This window comes from Acidaminobacter sp. QWL-03, assembly GCF_058683855.1.
The window spans coordinates 2,354,569-2,373,065 of the sequence record NZ_CM178752.1; the positions used below are offsets into that span (position 1 = coordinate 2,354,569).

Consider the following 18,497-nt stretch of genomic DNA (forward strand, 5'->3'; position numbering starts at 1 on the left):
TTACAGATTTACGCTTTGCTGATATTCGCCAAAGACTTCACGCATTACACCACAAATTTCTCCGAGCGTTGCATAAACGCGAACCGCGTCGAGAATGAAAGGCATGACATTTACTGTGCCCTCGCAAGCAGTCTTGAGCGCTGCAAGAGTTGCTTCAACCGCTGCATTGTCACGCTTGGCACGAAGCTCAGCGAGTCTTGCTTTTTGGTTTTCGCCAACAGAAAGGTCAACGCGAAGCAGGCCTTGCGGCGCAGCTTCTTCGACTTGGTATTTGTTCATGCCTACGACAATGCGCTGGCTGGATTCAACTTCTTTTTGGTATTTATAAGACGCATCCATGATTTCCTGCTGGATATAGCCGAGATCGATAGCACGCGGCGCGCCGCCGAGTTCGTCGATCTTGCGGATGTATGCCATAGCTTGTTCTTCAATTTCTGAAGTTTTAGCTTCAATATAGTAAGAGCCTGCAAGCGGGTCTACTGTGCTTGTAACGCCGCTTTCATAACCGACGATCTGCTGTGTTCTGAGTGCAACTTGAACGGAAGCTTCGGTTGGGAGCGCCAGGGCTTCGTCTTTTGAGTTTGTGTGGAGGGACTGCGTGCCGCCGAGGACAGCTGCCAAAGTCTGGATTGCAACGCGGACGATATTGTTGTCAGGCTGTTGAGCTGTCAGCGTAGAACCACCTGTTTGCGTGTGGAATTTAAGTGCCATGGATTTTGGATCTTTTGCGCCAAAGCGATCTTTCATGATTTTAGCCCAGAGTCTTCTTGCTGCTCTGAACTTAGCCACTTCTTCGAGAAGATCGTTGTGGGCGTTAAAGAAGAAGGAAAGTCTTGGTGCGAAGCTGTCCACGTCGAGGCCAGCTTTGATTGCCGCTTCAACGTAGGCAATGCCGTCAGCGAGTGTGAAACCGACTTCCTGAGCTGCTGTGGAGCCCGCTTCACGAATGTGATAACCGGAGATGGAGATAGTGTTCCACTGCGGGACCTCTTTGGAGCAGAATTCGAAAATGTCTGTAATCAGTCTCATGGACGGATCAGTTGGGAAAATGTAAGTGCCGCGTGCAATGTACTCCTTGAGGATGTCATTCTGAATTGTACCGCGGAGTTTTTCTGCAGATACGCCTTGCTTTTCGCCTACAGCGATGTACATTGCAAGGAGGACAGAAGCAGGCGCGTTGATAGTCATAGAGGTGGAAACCTTGTCAAGCGGAATGCCGTCGAAGAGTATTTCCATATCCGCAAGTGAGTCAATAGCGACGCCAACCTTGCCAACTTCACCCTCTGAAAGAGAGTGGTCTGAATCATAGCCAATCTGAGTAGGAAGGTCAAATGCGACAGAAAGTCCGCTTGAACCTTGCTCTACGAGGAACTTGTAACGCTTATTGGACTCTTCTGCAGTCGCAAAGCCAGCGTACATACGCATAGTCCAAAGCTGACCGCGGTACATGGTCGGCTGAACGCCGCGTGTATACGGGAATTGGCCAGGAATGCCAAGATCTGTCTCGTAATTGAGGCCCTCTACATCAACCGGTGTATAAAGTCTGTTGACTGGTTCGCCAGAACCCGTTTCGAAGACCTTATAGCGTTCAGGACGCTTGGCGAGGGAAGCTTCTGTCTTTTCATTGTAAGCATTGACTTTCGCTTTTAGTGCGTCAATCTTTTCCTTTTCGTACATGCAAAATTTCCTCCTCTTGATTGCTCGGTTTTTAGAATATCAGATCTTACAGTTTCGTCAAAGTCATGAAGCATGGAATTCAGGCTGAGTCGGTTTAATAACAACGCCACTTCCTGCGCTTGGCTTAATTTATTTAGCCGATGCTCCCGACTTGAAACAGACACGCTTTTCAGAATGATCCTCGGAGCATTCCTCCCTTTATTATGTAATCTGGAAACGTATAGATTAGTGACAATAAAAAAAGTTAGATTCCAAAAAAAGCTACAATAAAGCATAGCCAATCGGTCATCTAACTGGTGATCCTCAGGGTGTGAGCAGAAGGTCATTCTGCCCAATTGAAAATCAAGTTAAATTTCCAGGCGTCTCTGAATTAGGATTCGCTGAGGACCTGCCTGTACTTCTCGTATGCAATTTTAATTGCAGAAATTAACGCTTTTCGGGCTGACCCAAAATATCTTAGCGTTAGGGCTTCTTCAATTTCTGTGATGTGATCCAGCGACTTCCCAACCAGCAATTCTTTTATGAACTTTTTGGCGAGATCTGTGACTAAAGAGCACTCAGCGTCCAAAATCAGCCCGGTATTTCTGTCGACAATCATTCCGACGACCATGACAGTGTACATCTCTTCAGCTGTGATACCTTGTGGCAATCTGGCATATCCCGAGACGAAAATTTCGGATGTTTTCATGCGCGCACCCACCAAAAATGAAATCTTACTTTCATATTAACATGAGGTTTTGATTTTGTAAATTTAATAACAAGGATTTCAGGACAAAATAATAAAAAAAATCCGCATATTTCAACGCTTGTATACAATTATACCCGTATAATTAGAAAAAAGGCACATTTGCAGCCAAATTTGCAGGATGACTTTATGTTATCCTTCAGCAAAATGAATGCCTGTGCCTTTTTTAATGATTTTGTGCTGCCGATGGTCTCTTGCCCTCCTTACAGAGCCTAATCCACCATCGGCATCCTATCTTGCAACGCCGCTGTCGGCCGCAGCCTTACGCACAGCATCTGCAACATTTTTTGCAACCTGAGGATCAAATGCTTTTGGAAGGACGTATTCCGGGGTCAGAAGATCCTCGTCCACGGTCGCCGCAATGGCTTCCGCAGCAGCAATCTTCATGGCCATGTTGATATCGCGGGCCCTTACATCCAGCGCACCTCTGAAGATGCCCGGAAAAGCGAGTACGTTGTTGACCTGGTTCGCAAAATCAGAACGGCCGGTACCAACGATATAAGCCCCTGCTTTGAGTGCCTCATCCGGCATAATTTCCGGGATAGGATTGGCCATAGCGAGTACGATCGCTTTGTCCGCCATGGCAGCAACCGCTTCCCCATTTAGGATATTAGGACCGGAAACGCCAATAAACACGTCCTTGCCGCTGAGAACCTCCGCCAGCGAGCCTTGCTCGTCGCGCTTGTTCAGACGAGGCATGAGCTGGCGCTGGGCACCGTTGGCATGATCGCTGAGGCTCGAGAGTGCGCCGCGGCGATCACACACTACAATATTGCCCACGCCGCGTTCGAGAAGGAGCTCTGCAATGGCAAGTCCAGCTGATCCAGCGCCGCTGATGACAACATCCAGCTCAGAAAACTTTTTGCCGGTGAGTTTGCAGGCGTTGATCAATGCGCCAAGAACGACTATAGCCGTGCCGTGCTGGTCATCGTGGAAAACCGGAATATCCAGTTCTTCTTTGAGTCTGCGCTCGATCTCAAAGCAGCGCGGCGCGGAGATGTCCTCCAGATTGATGCCGCCAAACACCGGCTCAAGCAGCTTGACCGCGTGTACGATCTCGTCCACGTCTTTGGTTGCCAGACAGATTGGAAAAGCGTCGACATTCCCAAAAGTTTTAAACAGAATCGCTTTGCCTTCCATGACCGGAAGCGCAGCTTCCGGACCAATGTCGCCCAGGCCAAGGACCGCTGTCCCGTCAGTCACCACCGCTACGAGATTGCCTTTGCTGGTATAACGGTACACTGCTTCTTTATTTTCAGCAATTTTTCTGCACGGCTCAGCCACACCAGGCGTGTATGCCACGGATAAGTCAACGCTGTCCGCAACGTCTACTTTGGACACCACTGCAATTTTCCCTTGATGTTTCTCATGTAATTCCAATGCCATTTGATTATAATCCATCATTTAGCCACCTTTCTCTTCTGAAAACCTTATGAAAACCTTATCTCATTCATATTATGATTGATTATGCAACCCGTCAAGCGCTTGCGCTTTGTTTTTTTGATGGGATGGAAGCTGGAGTCTGACACCGACTTCCACATTGACATCGACTTCCATCTTAATTTAACTCAAAATCACAAAAAAGAAAAAGGCAACCCGCTCACAAGCGGTGCCTTCTTCAAATAGTAAATTAACGCTGCGTTTTAGCTCTGTTCATCTTCCGTCTTATCCGTTGTCACCGCTTGAGCAGTTTCGGACGTCTGATGCTCTGACGCCGCTTCGGACTTTGGCTTCGAATTCGCCTGGGGTTGGTCCGCTTGCTTTTGTGCCTCTTCGCGCGCAGCCTTCAACCGATTCTGCTCCGCTTCATAAACAGCGATATCCTTCAGACGATCCGCCTCAATTTGCTTCTCTTCGTGCTCTTTCTTCTCCTTGAGTGCTTCAAATCCGGACTCGAGTGCAATGCTGAACTCTTCGCCGTTAATGGTTTCGTACTCGAGAAGCGCATTCGCGACTTCATGAAGCTTGTCTATATTCTCGCTCATTATACGCATTGCCTCGTCATAAGCGTCATCCACCAACCGTCTGACTTCGCGGTCAATATCCGCCGCTACCTGCTCAGAGAAGTTGCGGCGCGTTGTCATGTCACGGCCGAGGAAAACCTCTTCTTCGCTGCCATAAGACATGGAGCCGAGGTTTTCGCTCATGGCGTATTTCGTCACCATAGCCCGGGCAATGTCACTGACCCTGGAAAGATCGTTTTGAGCCCCGGTGCTGATGTCATGCAGGATGAGCCTTTCAGCGACGCGGCCGCCCAGCAGAACGATCAATTCATTTTCCATATGGCGCTTGGTCATATAGTTTCGGTCTTCCTGCGGCAGCTGCATTGTAAAGCCACCCGCCCGGCCATGCGGAATGATTGTAATCTGCTGCACGGGATCCATTTCAGGGATGATCGCTGCAAGTATAGCATGCCCCGCCTCATGGTAGGCTGTGAGGCGACGTTCTTTTTCACTGATGACGCGGGATTTCTTCTCAACGCCCGCAATGACCTTGGTAGTCGCTTCTTCAATAGTTCTCATTCTTATTTTACGTTCGCTCTTTCTGGCTGTGAGAATAGCGGCTTCATTCAAAAGATTCTCAATATCCGCCGGCGTAAAACCAGGGGTTGCCTTTGCCAGTGTCTTGAAGTCAACGTCATCAGCGACAGGCTTGTTTCTTGCGTGAACGCGGATGATCTCCTCGCGTTCCTTCACATCAGGCCGCCCTACTGTGATCTCCCTGTCAAAGCGGCCCGGTCTGAGAAGCGCCGGATCCAGGATGTCAGGCCTGTTTGTGGCAGCCATCAGAATAATACCCTCGTTCTCACTGAAGCCGTCCATCTCAACAAGAAGCTGATTGAGGGTCTGCTCGCGTTCATCATGGCCGCCGCCGAGACCGGCGCCGCGCTTACGTCCAACCGCGTCAATTTCATCAATGAAAATAATGCACGGCGAATTTTTCTTTGCATTTTCGAAGAGATCTCGAACACGGCTGGCGCCGACGCCTACAAACATCTCGACAAAATCCGAACCGCTGATGCTGAAGAACGGTACCCCGGCTTCACCGGCGATCGCTCTTGAAAGATAGGTCTTACCGGTACCCGGAGGTCCAATCAGCAAAATACCTTTTGGGATCCGCGCGCCAAGCTCAATATACTTCTTGGGATTCTTAAGGAAGTCCACCACTTCGTACAGCTCTTCCTTTTCTTCCTTAAGTCCCGCGACATCTGCAAACGTAATCCTCTTGGAGTTATCCTCCTTGATCATTTTCGCACGGCTTTTTCCAAAGGACATAACTTTGTTGCCGCCGCCCTGGGAATTTTGCATGAACACAAACCAGAGTACGACTAAAATCAACACGCCAAAGATCATAGGCAGCAGAGACAGAATCCATGGCTCCTGCGCCGGTGCTGTACCGGTAACCTCGAGCCCCGCCCTGGTCATGGCGTCAAACAAATACTTTCCAACATCTTCAGTCATGACGGAAGGAATGTACGAATAGAAGACCGCGTCATCCTGAAGTGTGCCCTGGACACTGTTGTTCTCAACCAGATTGATGGTTTTAACTTTTCCTTCTTCAATACTGCTAACCAGTTCCGTCAGCGTCAGATTCACAATTTCCGGTTCGGTCGTTGGAATCACCTGTCTCGCGATCATCAGGATCAACAGAAAGACAAATATATAAAACGCTGCGTTTTTAAACATCTTTCGCATATAATTCCTCCTAGAGCTTTAGTGCATACTCGTCATTCTAACATATTTTCAACAAGGGAACAACTCAGACTGCCACTCAAAAATTGAGCTTTATTCCACCCGCCTGAGCGTCAGCCAGCCGATTCTGACTGTCGACTGTCCAACTCGGACTTCTTCAGACATACGATACCCGTATACCCAAATGATCCGGTTCTCATCACATACCAGAGGAATTTTATGTCTCTTTGCCTCAGGAATTTTTTCATCAATCATAAAACGTTTGAGTTTTTTGCTTTCCTTCATGCCAAAAGGCTTGAAACGGTCTCCCGCTTCACGGTACCGGACCCGCAGAGTTCCTTGAATCAGATCAAGATCCACGGCAATCCCATTCGAATTGCCCCGCCTCATCAACCATTGCTCATGGGTGATAGGCTCCACAAGCACTTCCCACACCAGCGGGCTTTCGACGCACTGTGTGCACTTCAGTCCCGGCGCCGCTTCAGAATCATCCAGATGCTCCGCGCCTAGCCTGCGCATCCACAGGACGTCATAGACCCGCTCGGCCTCCACGACACCAAGCTGAAGAGATTTGCTCCCCTCATGAAGCATTGCCAGCTCCAGAACCGCGTCCGTGTGTGCCTGGCTGAAATCCGTCAGGACCCCGCCGCAGGCCTCTCTGGCAAGATGCCGGATCAGCCTTCGTTTCAGCGCGGGTTCATAAGCCGAAAATGTCTTCAGGGACATACCAGCTTCATGCGCTGACGCACCGGCTGAAGGCAGCCTGATCAACTCATACGCCTCCTGAGTCACGCGATCCAGAAGCCGTTCGTCTTCCCTGAACAGCTCTGCGGTTCTGGCCAAAGTGTCTGCCAGTCTTGGATTAAAATGCGATTCCAAAAGGGGAATGACCTCCAGTCGAATTCGGTTCCGTTCGTAATCCGCCTCCATATTAGTGTGATCCACTCTCGGCTCTAACTCATTCAGGCTGCAATAAGCCTCAATAGCCGTCCGCGGAACCTCGATCAGCGGACGTATAATGCGTCCGTCTCTGACTGGCAGGATGCCGCCGAGTCCTTTGAGCCCGGAGCCTCTGAAGAGCCGCATCAGCACCGTCTCGCACTGGTCGTTCAGGTTCTGGGCCACGGCAATTTTGGCGCAGCCCTCTTCCAGTGCGACCTGATCGAACGCCTCATAGCGAAACTTTCGTCCTTCCATCTCAAAGGAGGTGCCGGATGCCTTGGCCAAAGCACTGATATCCGCCTCGAACAGGTAAAAAGGCACTTCGTGATTCAGACAGAAAAGCCGTACAAAAGCGGCATCCGCATCTGCCGCAGCGCCGCGGAGACCATGGTGAACGTGAACAGCCACAAGTCTCAGACCCCAGCTTTCCCTGAGCGTCAGCAGCGCATGCAGGAGCGCCAGCGAATCCGGCCCTCCGGATACCCCGACTACGATACTATCTCCCTGTTCAAACATCTGATAGCGCTGATTCGTCTTGATCAGCTGAGCTACCAAATCGACCCTTAAGACCTCACTATCGACCAACGTCGCTTTCACCTCTGCACACAACTCATTCCACAATCCACTTCATCTTACCATGTCCCGTCAACTTTTTCAGGCTATCCTTCAAGATTTCACCAAATCTTAAGGAATTGCACCGGAAGCGCTTCATTTAACGCTAAGGGCCCCGGCCTCAGCTGCCTGAAATCGAAAGGACACCCACATCCAGCGACGGAGCGCCAAAGGCGCTGCTCCCGCCAACGGATTCAAATTTCAGATCGTCCGCCGCCGCGCGGATCCCTTTAAGCAGTTCAAAAAAATTGCCTGCTGCCGTAATCTGCGTCACCGGTGCGCCTATGCGGCCGTCCTCTATTCTAAAGCCCCTCGCCGAGAGGGAAAAGTCCCCAGAGATGGCGTTCAGCCCAGCATGAAGTCCGTCAAACGCCGTAATCAGAAGGCCGTCACCAATGCTTTTCAAGAGACCATCGGCAGAGATTCGTCCTGGCTCAATATAAAAATTGGTGGGCGCAATCCCCACACTGGACTTGTAAGAACCCCGAAAACCGTTCCCCGTAGGCGCCACGCCGGATTTCGCAGCCGTGCGCAGATTATGGAAATAAGTCGTCAGAACGCCCCGATCCACCACACGCTTGAGCTGTGTCGGCACACCCTCGCTGTCAAAAGGCGCACTGGCCGGACCATCTTTTAGATGGGGATTTTCAACAATGGACAGGCAGTTCGAGGCAATTTGCTCGCCCAGCTTGCCCTTCAGCGCTGAGAGCCCCTTATCCACCGCTTCCGCAGAAAAAATCGACACCATAGCTTCAAATAGGCTGACTGCTGCATCATAACGGAGCGCCGTCCTGTATTCGCCGCTCGCCACAGACGCCGCACCCAGCATGGCTACGGAAGCTTCTGCTGCCTCCACTGCCACCGATCTAAGCAGATCCCGGTCAAAATGGCGCATAAGTGCAAATTTGTGTTCGTTCCTGGTCTCCTCGCCCTGCCGAACAATGGGTGCAAAGACTGTATAAGCCAGATCGCTCTCATGTGCAAGATCCAGCCCCAGCGTGTTCCGGATCGCCACACGCCCGCAGCCTTCGCTGTAAAGATTGTAGCTGACCTTGCTGATCTGCGGATACTGAGCCATGACCTCTGCCTCGAGCTCGATCAAAGCCCGGGTTTTTTCGGCCGGCGGTGTGTCAAAAAATGTCGAAGGGGTCGTCTCAACCACTGCGTAGGACGTGTTGGCCGATGGTCGGTAAAGCACCGGCTCAAGCTCACTCTCATTGAGCGCGGCATTATCACTGCAGCTTTTTAAGAGCGTCTCCAGATCCGCCTCTGTCTCCAGAATTTCCGTAAAGGCGTAGCCCATCTTGCCGTCTCGAATGCCCCGGACGGATACTCCGGCAGAACTTGCCAAATTAAAAGTATCAATCTCTCCCTCGAACACTTTCACACTGAAGTGGCTCCCGCTCTCGCTATAGACTTCAAGGGCTTCAAAGCCGAAATCAGCAGCTCTTCGAAGCGCTTCTTCCATCCAGAATGTCTTCACTTGCTCTCGCCTCCATTTCTGCCACCCACAGTAATTTCGCTGACCCGGATGGCCGGCTGGCCGACAATGGCCGGAATGGAACCGCTGGACGAGCCGCACATGCCATAACCGTAAGCGAGGTTGTCCCCCACTCGGTCAATTTTTTTGAGAATCTCGCTGCCCGTGCCAATCAGCGTCGCGCCTTTGACCGGCTCGGCCAGCTTCCCGCCACGGATCATATAAGCTTCATTGACCGAAAAATTGAATTCGCCAGTCGCAGGATTGACGGAGCCGCCCCCCATACTGCTGGCGTAGAGACCATAATCTGTCTCCGAGATCATGGTCTCAAGCTTTGAGGTTCCAGGCGCTATAAAGGTATTGCTCATCCGGCTTGTCGCGGCGAATTTGTAGGATTGTCTGCGGCCAGCGCCGTTTGACGGCAACCCCAGCTTCTTGCCGTTGAAGCGGTCCACCAGAAAGGATTTTAGAATCCCGTTTTCAATTAAGACCGTTCTCTGAGTTGGGGTTCCCTCGTCATCCACGTGACCGCTGCCCCATCCATTCAAAAGTGTACCGTCATCAATGGCGGTAAGGAGCTCTGAAGCGATTTGTTCCCCCATTTTTCCCGTATAAACCGACGTGCCTTTGGCAATAAACGCCGCTTCCAGACCGTGACCGCAAGCTTCATGGAAAATGACGCCGCCAAAGCCGTTGTCAATAATGACAGGCAGACGACCACTCGGCGCGTGTTTGGCTTTCGCCATGGTCACCGCGATTTGAGCCGCCTTCAGGGCCAGCTCGTCCGGATTTACATCATTGTAAAGCTCAAAGCCGGAAAGCCCTCCCAGATTGTGGCCGCCGGACTGCATTTCGCCTTCATGCTCGGCGACACAATTCACCGACGTTCGGGTACGCACCCGGCGATCCTGGGTCAGCAAGCCCTCAGAGTTTGCAATTTGGATGGTTTGGTCCTCATCCATATAGGTGACGACCGTTTGCCGAATCATGGGATCATAGGCAGCAGCCCTAGACGAGAGGTCTCTGATCCACTGAAGTTTTTCATTGGCATCAACCGCTGAGGGCAAAATCCTGAAATGATGACGCGGCTCATAATTCCGTTGACTCAGTTTTACCGCGGCTTTTAAGTCATTTTGACCGGCCATGGCAGACAGGCTCCTTGCAAACTGAATCAAAGCAGCCTCCTCTGTGTCTGAGGTATAAGCATAAAAGCTGTTGATGCCTGTGACAATCCTGAGTCCGAGGCCGTACTCACGTCCCCCCAGGGCATTTTCAAGTTTGCCGCCAATCATTTCAAAATGGGTTCTGCTTTTATCTTCCGCAAAAAGTTCCGCGAACTCTCCACCTCTGGAAAGCGCGGATTCAAGTATTCGTTCGAGCAGCGTTTGCTGAAGCAATTTGAATCCTCCTCAAGTCTTATGGTAATCTTTTTTTTCACATTACTCTATTCCAATTCAATCCCATTTGCTTCTATGGTATAATTGTAACACAAAAAACCAACCTGCGAGGAGGGTGAATCCACTTGAGCAACGAGGTAAATAACGGCAGTGATTTCACCTGCGAGACTTTCACCATCCGGGAGCGGGTCGATCAGCTGAATAACCAGGCTGAATTCATTGAACGGACGACGCCTGCCGAGACGTTGAGATTATCCCAAAAAGCGCTCCAAATGGCCGCTTCTATTCATTATCCGAGCGGTATCGCCAAAAGCCTTTATCTGATTGGCAGAGGCCATCTGCGGCTCGGAAGTCTGTCTGATTCTGAAGAATTTCTTAAAAGAGCTTACAATCAGGTTAAGATACTGAATGAACCCAGTCTGGAAGCGGATATTTTAAACGCACTGGGGATCGTGAACCTCTACTTTAAAGTCTATGATCTAAGCTTCAAGTACTTTCAACATGCCTTAACACTGTGTAAAAAAATCGAGAATCCCTCCATTGAAGCCCGGGTTCTAAACAACATTGGAGAAATTTACAGGGAGTTGAAGGATTACACAAAAGCCTTGGAATATTACCAGCTCAGCCAATCCGTCCACCTCGAAGTGAGCAGTCCCATCAACAAATCTGTGGCGGTTTCCAATCTCGCAGGACTTTATCTTGAAATGGAGGACTACGACAACGCCACGCTTTACATAGACAATGCGATTCAACTTGCCAAAGATGAAGAGAATCTCATGATTGAATCTGCCTGTTACCATTACGCGGGCATAGTTGCAAGAAAAAAAGGAAATTACGAGGTGTCTCTGACCCTGTTGAAAAAAGCCTTGCAATTGAATCAATCCACCATGGAGATGATTCACGAAGCTGAGGTTTTGATTGATCTACATAGAACGCTGTTTGAAAAGGGTGAGCGAAGCCGGTCGCTTAAAGTACTGTTTGATGCACTTAAAATCGCTCAGAAACTTAACTCCGAAACACTGCTCCTTCAGGTTTACAACGAAATGATCCCCGCCTGTGAGACCCTCGGCAAACTGGAAGACGCATTAGCCTATTCCAAAAAGCGCCACGACTGCATCCAGGCTATCGAAAAGATCGAGTTGGAGCAGCGACTGCGCGGACTCACCATTCAATTGGAGGCTGATACTTCTTACCAGGAGAAGGAAGCCTACCGCAAACTCAGTCAGGAACTCGAACAGAAGGCCAAGGAATTGGAAGATCGTTCCAACGAGCTTCAGGATGCCTATCACACGCTGCAGGTCATCAGCGAGATTGGAAAACAGATCACCGCGGTCCTGAGTCTGGAAAATATTTTTACAATCATACATCAGCATATATCCGACCTCATGACTGCGGATCTCTTTGGCATAGGCCTCTATAACAGCGAAACGGATGCCATCCACTATGACTACCTCATCGAAGACGGCATCAGACTGCACAATGTTCAAATTCCAATGTCCAGAGAAAACAGCTTTGCTGTTTGGTGTTATAAGAACCGCAAAGAAATCATGGTTAATTCCGACGCCGGCGTCCTACCGGACTCCGTGAGCAAGTTTTCCTCAAGCTTTGGCTCTCTGATGCCCGCCATTATGTTTCATCCCCTGATTGTCGAGGACCAGATCATTGGGATTATCACAGTCCAAAGCCGAACCTGCAACGTCTTTACCAGACAGACGCTTGAAACCCTCAGCACCTTGTCCGCTTACCTTTCGGTCGCTATACAGAACGCTCAGAAGTCCGAGCGCTTACACCTGGAAATTCAGCAGCGCGAAGCGGCACAGCAAGAACTTTCACAGCTCAATCAAGAACTGTCTGCACTGTCTGAAATGGATGGCTTGACTGGGATCGCCAACCGACGTCGCTTTGATGAGTTCTACCTGCAGGAATGGGGTCGAGCCAATCGGGCAAAAGAGCCTCTGTCGCTGCTTATGATCGACATTGACTTCTTCAAGCAATATAACGATACTTATGGTCATATCACCGGTGATGAAATGATTATTCGCATTGCATCCCTCATCAGCCAAAACGTGAAGCGCACCAGCGACTTGGTCGCTCGGTATGGGGGCGACGAGTTCATCGTCTTGCTCAGCAACACAGACGAACATGGCGCCCTCAAAGTCGCCAGCGAGATCCGCAGTACGCTGTCCGCCGCAAGTCTTCCTCATGAACGCTCTCCACTTGGCGGGGTCGCGACACTGAGCATTGGCATGTCGACGTGTATTCCCGGCGCTTCTTTGTCCATTGCCGAGCATATCCAGTCTGTTGACGCCGCGCTTTATGAAGCCAAGCAAGCCGGCAGAAACCGAATCGTGGCGTGCAGCATGACCGAAAAACGTTTTACGGAATATGCCTCCTAGACAAAGGGATCATGGGGATCACAGCGAAGCGCCTCCCCTCGGCATTTTAATCACCTGACCATTCACCATGTAATTTTTACCAGTCAAATTTATTATTATTCAAGCCCGGTTCGCGGTTGACGCTGACCGGGCTTTCTATTATACTTACTCATTATTAAATGATTTTTCAGATCGATCAATGACACACCCGCGAGGGTGAAAGCCAAATTGTTCTTGATAGCCTGAGAGTGGTGGGTCATCCGACAACGGGGGACCTCTCACTCTTTTTTTGTTGGAAATCAACAATCCAGGTGATGTTTCCAACTCAATTATATTAAAGGGAGGCTTATTCAAATGACAACCAAGTACATCTTTGTCACAGGCGGTGTGGTCTCATCCATCGGCAAAGGGATCACTGCAGCGTCGCTGGGAAGGCTTCTGAAGTCCAGAGGCATTCGAGTCGCCATTCAGAAGTTTGATCCCTATCTCAACATGGATCCCGGTACCATGAGCCCCTACCAGCACGGCGAGGTCTTTGTCACTGAGGACGGCGCCGAGACCGACTTGGATCTGGGACACTACGAGCGTTTCATAGACCTCAATCTGACCAGAAACTCCAACGTGACCACCGGCAGGATTTATTGGTCTGTCATTTCCAAGGAACGCCGGGGTGAATATTTGGGGGCAACCGTTCAGGTCATTCCCCACATCACGAACGAGATCAAATCCTGGGCTTACCGGATTGCTGAGGACACCGCGCCGGAAGTGGTTATAACAGAAATCGGCGGCACCGTGGGTGACATCGAGAGCCTCCCCTTCCTCGAAGCCATTCGCCAAATTCGATATGACCTCGGCCGTGAAAATGTGATGTACATCCACGTGACCCTGGTCCCCTATCTGGAAAAGTCCGGCGAGCTTAAGACGAAGCCTACCCAGCATAGCGTCAAGGAGCTGAGAGAGATCGGCATACAGCCGGACATGATCGTTTGCCGGACAAGCGTCCCATTGTCAAGTGAAATCAAAGAAAAGATCGCCTTGTTCTGCAATGTTGGCTCAAAGGACGTCATACAGAATCTCGACGCCGAGACCTTGTACGAGGTGCCATTGAAGCTGGAAGAAGAAGGACTGGCGGATAAGGTCTGCCAGCGTCTGGCCTTGTCCTGCTCTGAGCCGGATTTGTCAGAATGGCGGGCCATGGTCGACGCAGAGAAGACAGCCAGCCAGCATCTGCGTATCGCATTGGTCGGGAAATACGTCGAGCTCCACGACGCCTACCTTTCCGTGGCAGAAGCGCTAAAGCACGCCGGTATTGCCAACCAGACCAAGGTCGAGATCAACTGGATCCACTCCGAGCTGGTAGATGACGAGAACGTCAGGGAAAAGCTGGCTGATGCCGATGGTATCCTTATCCCAGGCGGCTTCGGCGATCGGGGAATAGAGGGAAAAATCACCGCGATCCGCTTCGCGCGCGAAAACAACATCCCCTTCTTCGGCATTTGCCTCGGGATGCAGCTCGCCGTCATCGAATTCAGCCGGAATGTTCTTGCACTCAAGGACGCCAACTCCTCCGAACTGAATCCGTTGACGCAGCACCCTGTCATTGATCTGATGCCGGATCAGCACGGCATCATTGACAAGGGCGGGACTATGCGACTGGGACGTTACCCCTGCGTCGTCAAGGAAGGCACACAAGCTTTCGCCGCCTATGGCAGCAACTTGATTCACGAACGCCACCGGCATCGATATGAGGTCAACAACAACTATCGGCCGCAGCTGGAATCCCACGGTATGGTCTTCAGCGGCTTGTCCCCGGACGGCCGGCTCGTCGAGATGATCGAGCTGCCGGACCACCCTTGGTTTGTCGCAGGCCAGTTTCATCCGGAGTTCGTCTCAAGGCCGACCAGGCCTCAGCCGCTGTTTCGGGATTTTATCAAAGCCGCCAAAGCACTGCGGTTTCAGAAGCGTTAGACTTCGGATTAAAAAAGCATTAAGTTTGCCGGATAGCCATTGCAGAAAATATAGTTTCGTCAGATACTGAGGGTATAAAGACCAAGACAAAGGAAGGGATCCACGGTGAAAAAACTGGCACCCATTGTCATTACAGCTATCCTCATTGGTTATCTCGCCTTCTATCTTTGGATTCCGTTCAATTTAACCCTCGGGCCGGAGCCGTGGTTTGGCAAGATCATAGCTGCCGCTGTAGGTGCCGGCGCTGTTGGCATGATGACTGCCGCAGTTTACACGCTCATCATTCGTCTCAAAGAAATAGACAAAGAGGAGAAGGATAAAGATGATCTTAGTAAATACTGATTTCATTACGGGAAAAGAGCTTGAAACCCTCTCTATCGTCAAAGGGTCCACCATCATGTCCAAACATTTGGGAAAAGACATCATGAGCGGACTGAAAACGCTGGTTGGCGGGGAACTGACAGAGTACAACGACATGATGAACGAAGCCCGGGCACTGGCTACCAAACGCATGGTCGAAGAAGCGACTGAGATGAGAGCAGACGCTGTCATCAATATCCGCTACGCCTCCAGTGCAGTAATGCAGGGCGCAGCAGAAGTTATTGCCTATGGCACGGCAGTCAGATTCAAATGATGAATCAGAATGCGCAATTTACATAAAACAAAAGGAAGAAGGCCGCGGCCTTCTTCCTTTTGTTTTAATTTTGGCTTGCTGAACAGCATAAAATCAATTTACGACAGCTAAGTACTTGATTCGTATTTCAAGATTTAGATATTGATTCATTCATTTGCAGTATGTGTTAATAGTTCTGTACTTGAAGCGCAGGCCGTTCTTTTCGTTAACTTCTTCACAACAACCAAGTTAAGGACGATGCCCACCAGGCACATCAGAATGGCAATAATAAATGCGGGTGAATAATCACCTTGATTCATAATTTTTATAACAGCAGCCATACGCGGCCCTATAAAGGCTGCAAATCCATAAGCCAGGAACATGATACCAAAATTGATGGGCAGGTTTTTTGATCCAAACGTATCTGCAGTTAAAGAGGCGATCATTGACATAAAACCGCCATAGCAAGTGCCAATGAACATAACCATCACTACAAAAAGATACTGCCCCGTAAAGTAAATCAATCCTAACAATGCGAGGGCTGTAATAGCATATAAAAAATAAATCGTTTTTAGTCGGCCAATCCTGTCAGAAGTCCATCCCCAGAACAGTCTGCCAAGTGTATTACACAGCGCCAGGAATCCAAGCATAGCCGCTGCTTTCTGCGGCGTAAAATTCATGATTTCCTGAAACATTGGAGAGGCGTGTCCAATAATCATGACGCCGGAGGTTGTACCTGTTGTAAAGATCCCTGCCATTAAATAGAATATCGGATCTTTCAGCATAGCCTTCCAATCCTTATCTGCTCCAGTTAAGGTCTCTGTGGTTTTCTTGGGTATCCATCCCTTTGGAGCGTAGTCTTGCGGTGCGGTGTCAATGAGTAACGAAAGCCCGCAAATAATTAATATGAAGGCAATGCCAATAATCCTAAAACTAGGCATAACACCAAAATTCGAGATCAGCGCTGCAGCCAGCGGGGCAAGGATGACCGCGCCGCTTCCCATGCCAGCAGCCATGGCACCAGAACAAAATCCGCGTTTATCCGGAAAAAATCTGACCATGTTGGACAGACTTCCTGAATAAACAATACCAACACCCAGTCCAACACCTACGCCATAAACTAAATATAACTGAGCAAGGGACTGGATTGATCCAGAAAAATATACTGAACCACCCAAAAGAAGGCCTCCTGTGAAAACAAGAACACGCGGTGATATATAGGCTTGTGCCATACCAACCAATGCCATGGGCAAAGCGGAGACCCCCATAACCAAAGTGTACGCCAGAGACGCCTGAATCGCGTTCCATCCAAACTGCTGCATCAAGGGGTTTTGGAAGACACTCCATGCATAGCCAAAGCCTGCACAAATATTTATGATAATACCAGCGACCAACAGGATCCACCGTTTAGATTCATTATTCATGATTATAGCCTCCTGATTAATTATGTAGCCATTGATAAATAGGGATTTTTAAACAGATCACCATGTATTTATGGCAGACTGGTTCTAAATTGTATTTCAAATAATTATTTGAAGATAAAATTGGGACATAAGCGCGGTCTATCCTATTCAAATCGAAAAAAGCCAAAAAAGTACTGCAGTTTTGGGTTCTCCATAAACTGCAGCAGCCTTCTGAATCAACTTGCTTCAACCTCTTTCAGCAAGTCCTGAATCAGTTTCTCTCTTCATCTTACATTGCTGCCAGCTCTTTAAACAATTCCACCGCGGTTTCGATGATGTCATCATTGAAGTCATAGTTAAAGGAGTGGACGTTAGGGTAATCCATTCCATTTCCAATGTAACAAATCGCACCTTTAGTCTGCTTAAGATAATGGCCAAAATCCTCCGACCCCCGGAATGCCTCCGGCATTTCCACAACTTCAAAGCCTTTGTTGAAAGCTGCTTTTCGAATCTGATCCGAGCTCTCTTTGTGATTAAAAGTCTCCGGGAAGTAATCCTGATAGGTGAAGGCGACCGTCATCCCCTGGTCTTCTGCCAGTGAGGATGCCAGATTCTCAAGATTTTGCTGCAGCCGGTCCATTTCTGCCTCATAAAGCGCGCGGATCGTCAGCAGAAGTTCGCCTCTGCTGGCATTGACACCGAAAGCCTTCTCCCCCACATCAACTTGGATCACGGTACAAAGCACCATGCCCTTGTTTTTTTCCGGCGCAATAAAGTCAGGAATAGCATCGATAATTTTCGCAAATGCAAAGGCAGGATTGACCCCCTTCTCAGGCTCGCTGGCATGAGAAGGTTTCCCTTCCATCCGAATGATCATCCCTTTTGAGGCGCAGTTGCTCGCGCCATCTATGACATTTATGGATTTGAAGGCCATGCCGCTCATGTTGTGGTACGCAAAGATTTCTTCAATGTCGTTTTCTTTTATGAACACAGCACACTCCGCCGCGCCATCGCCGGTTTCTTCCGCGTGTTGAAAGAGAAAGAAGATATTCTTGTCGGCGCCCTTTTGATCAATTTCCAGCGCAAAGCCCGCCAGCGAGGCAGAATGACCGTCATGACCGCATTTATGAGAAACGCCGGGAAAGACGGAAGCATGAGGCAGCTCAATGCCCTCGTTCATCTTTATGGCATCGAAGTCCGCGCGGAAGGCTATGTTCTTCTTGTTCTCTCCCGCACGATACACGCCGTAAAACCATCGGCCGCGGTCAATGATCTCCAGCTTTGTATTGGCTTTGAGAAAATCGATCAAGTGCTGCTTCGTCCATGTTTCATGATTGGAAAGCTCTGGGTGCTGATGAAGCTTGCGGCGCAGCTCTATCGCCAGCGCCAGGTTCTGTTGTTCCAAAATGTCCAACTCCTTTATCTTCGCAAATCGTCTTTTGACCGGAATAATTTGTGTGCCTTTGTTTGATGCTAAGTAATGCAATATCGATGCCAAAATGGAACTATTATTCCAAGACTACTCACTTGCGAAAGACAAGGCCTGCCATTTGTTGGCCCGCACCTGCCGGGTGTTCTGAATTTACCCGTGTG

At 49.7% G+C, this 18,497-nt stretch carries 13 protein-coding genes; 4 read left to right on the forward strand and 9 right to left on the reverse strand.

Annotation, left to right across the window (positions count from 1 at the left end):
- The 7 genes from AC4PHM_RS11190 to AC4PHM_RS11220 all read right to left on the reverse strand — a co-directional run bounded on the left by AC4PHM_RS11190 (window position 1) and on the right by AC4PHM_RS11220 (window position 10,545).
- Window positions 1–1,677, reverse strand: coding sequence for an acyl-CoA mutase large subunit family protein (locus tag AC4PHM_RS11190; protein ID WP_492017844.1), 1,677 nt, complete (start codon window positions 1,675–1,677; stop codon window positions 1–3).
- 370 nt (window positions 1,678–2,047) lie between these two features.
- Entirely contained in the window at window positions 2,048–2,365 is a 318-nt protein-coding gene (locus tag AC4PHM_RS11195) for a DUF3870 domain-containing protein (protein WP_492017845.1), read from the reverse strand.
- A gap of 288 nt (window positions 2,366–2,653) precedes the next feature.
- Window positions 2,654–3,823: an NAD(P)-dependent malic enzyme gene (locus AC4PHM_RS11200; protein WP_492017846.1), complete on the reverse strand. Its 1,170-nt coding sequence runs from the start codon at window positions 3,821–3,823 to the stop codon at window positions 2,654–2,656.
- A gap of 242 nt (window positions 3,824–4,065) precedes the next feature.
- Window positions 4,066–6,117, reverse strand: a complete 2,052-nt coding sequence (gene ftsH, locus AC4PHM_RS11205) for an ATP-dependent zinc metalloprotease FtsH (RefSeq protein WP_492017847.1) — start codon at window positions 6,115–6,117, stop codon at window positions 4,066–4,068.
- 90 nt (window positions 6,118–6,207) lie between these two features.
- Complete coding sequence (gene tilS / locus AC4PHM_RS11210; protein WP_492017848.1) at window positions 6,208–7,653, reverse strand: tRNA lysidine(34) synthetase TilS; 1,446 nt, start codon at window positions 7,651–7,653, stop codon at window positions 6,208–6,210.
- A gap of 136 nt (window positions 7,654–7,789) precedes the next feature.
- The gene (locus AC4PHM_RS11215; RefSeq protein ID WP_492017849.1) at window positions 7,790–9,151 is read right to left on the reverse strand and encodes a TldD/PmbA family protein; all 1,362 of its coding nucleotides are present in this window, start codon (window positions 9,149–9,151) and stop codon (window positions 7,790–7,792) included.
- A complete protein-coding gene (locus AC4PHM_RS11220) occupies window positions 9,148–10,545 on the reverse strand; it encodes a TldD/PmbA family protein (RefSeq protein ID WP_492017850.1) in 1,398 nt (465 codons plus the stop codon). Before AC4PHM_RS11220 ends, AC4PHM_RS11215 begins: the two co-directional genes overlap by 4 nt.
- Before the next feature lie 125 nt (window positions 10,546–10,670).
- Between AC4PHM_RS11220 and AC4PHM_RS11225 the strand changes: the two genes are divergently transcribed.
- The 4 genes from AC4PHM_RS11225 (at window position 10,671) to AC4PHM_RS11240 (ending at window position 15,522) form a co-directional block, all read left to right on the forward strand.
- Window positions 10,671–12,941, forward strand: coding sequence for a sensor domain-containing diguanylate cyclase (locus AC4PHM_RS11225; protein ID WP_492017851.1), 2,271 nt, complete (start codon window positions 10,671–10,673; stop codon window positions 12,939–12,941).
- Window positions 12,942–13,274: 333 nt separating this feature from the next.
- On the forward strand, window positions 13,275–14,888 hold the full coding sequence (pyrG, locus tag AC4PHM_RS11230; protein WP_492017852.1) for a CTP synthase: 1,614 nt from the start codon (window positions 13,275–13,277) through the stop codon (window positions 14,886–14,888).
- Window positions 14,889–14,993: 105 nt separating this feature from the next.
- A complete protein-coding gene (locus tag AC4PHM_RS11235) occupies window positions 14,994–15,230 on the forward strand; it encodes a hypothetical protein (protein ID WP_492017853.1) in 237 nt (78 codons plus the stop codon).
- Window positions 15,211–15,522, forward strand: a complete 312-nt coding sequence (locus AC4PHM_RS11240) for a YbjQ family protein (protein WP_492017854.1) — start codon at window positions 15,211–15,213, stop codon at window positions 15,520–15,522. The genes AC4PHM_RS11235 and AC4PHM_RS11240 overlap by 20 nt, the downstream gene beginning before the upstream one ends.
- Window positions 15,523–15,668: 146 nt before the next feature.
- Here the strand turns inward: AC4PHM_RS11240 and AC4PHM_RS11245 are convergent, their stop codons facing one another.
- The gene (locus tag AC4PHM_RS11245; RefSeq protein ID WP_492017856.1) at window positions 15,669–16,925 is read right to left on the reverse strand and encodes an L-lactate MFS transporter; all 1,257 of its coding nucleotides are present in this window, start codon (window positions 16,923–16,925) and stop codon (window positions 15,669–15,671) included.
- A 268-nt stretch (window positions 16,926–17,193) separates the two neighbouring features.
- Window positions 17,194–18,309, reverse strand: a complete 1,116-nt coding sequence (locus AC4PHM_RS11250) for a M20 metallopeptidase family protein (RefSeq protein ID WP_492017857.1) — start codon at window positions 18,307–18,309, stop codon at window positions 17,194–17,196.
- Window positions 18,310–18,497: the final 188 nt, after the last annotated feature.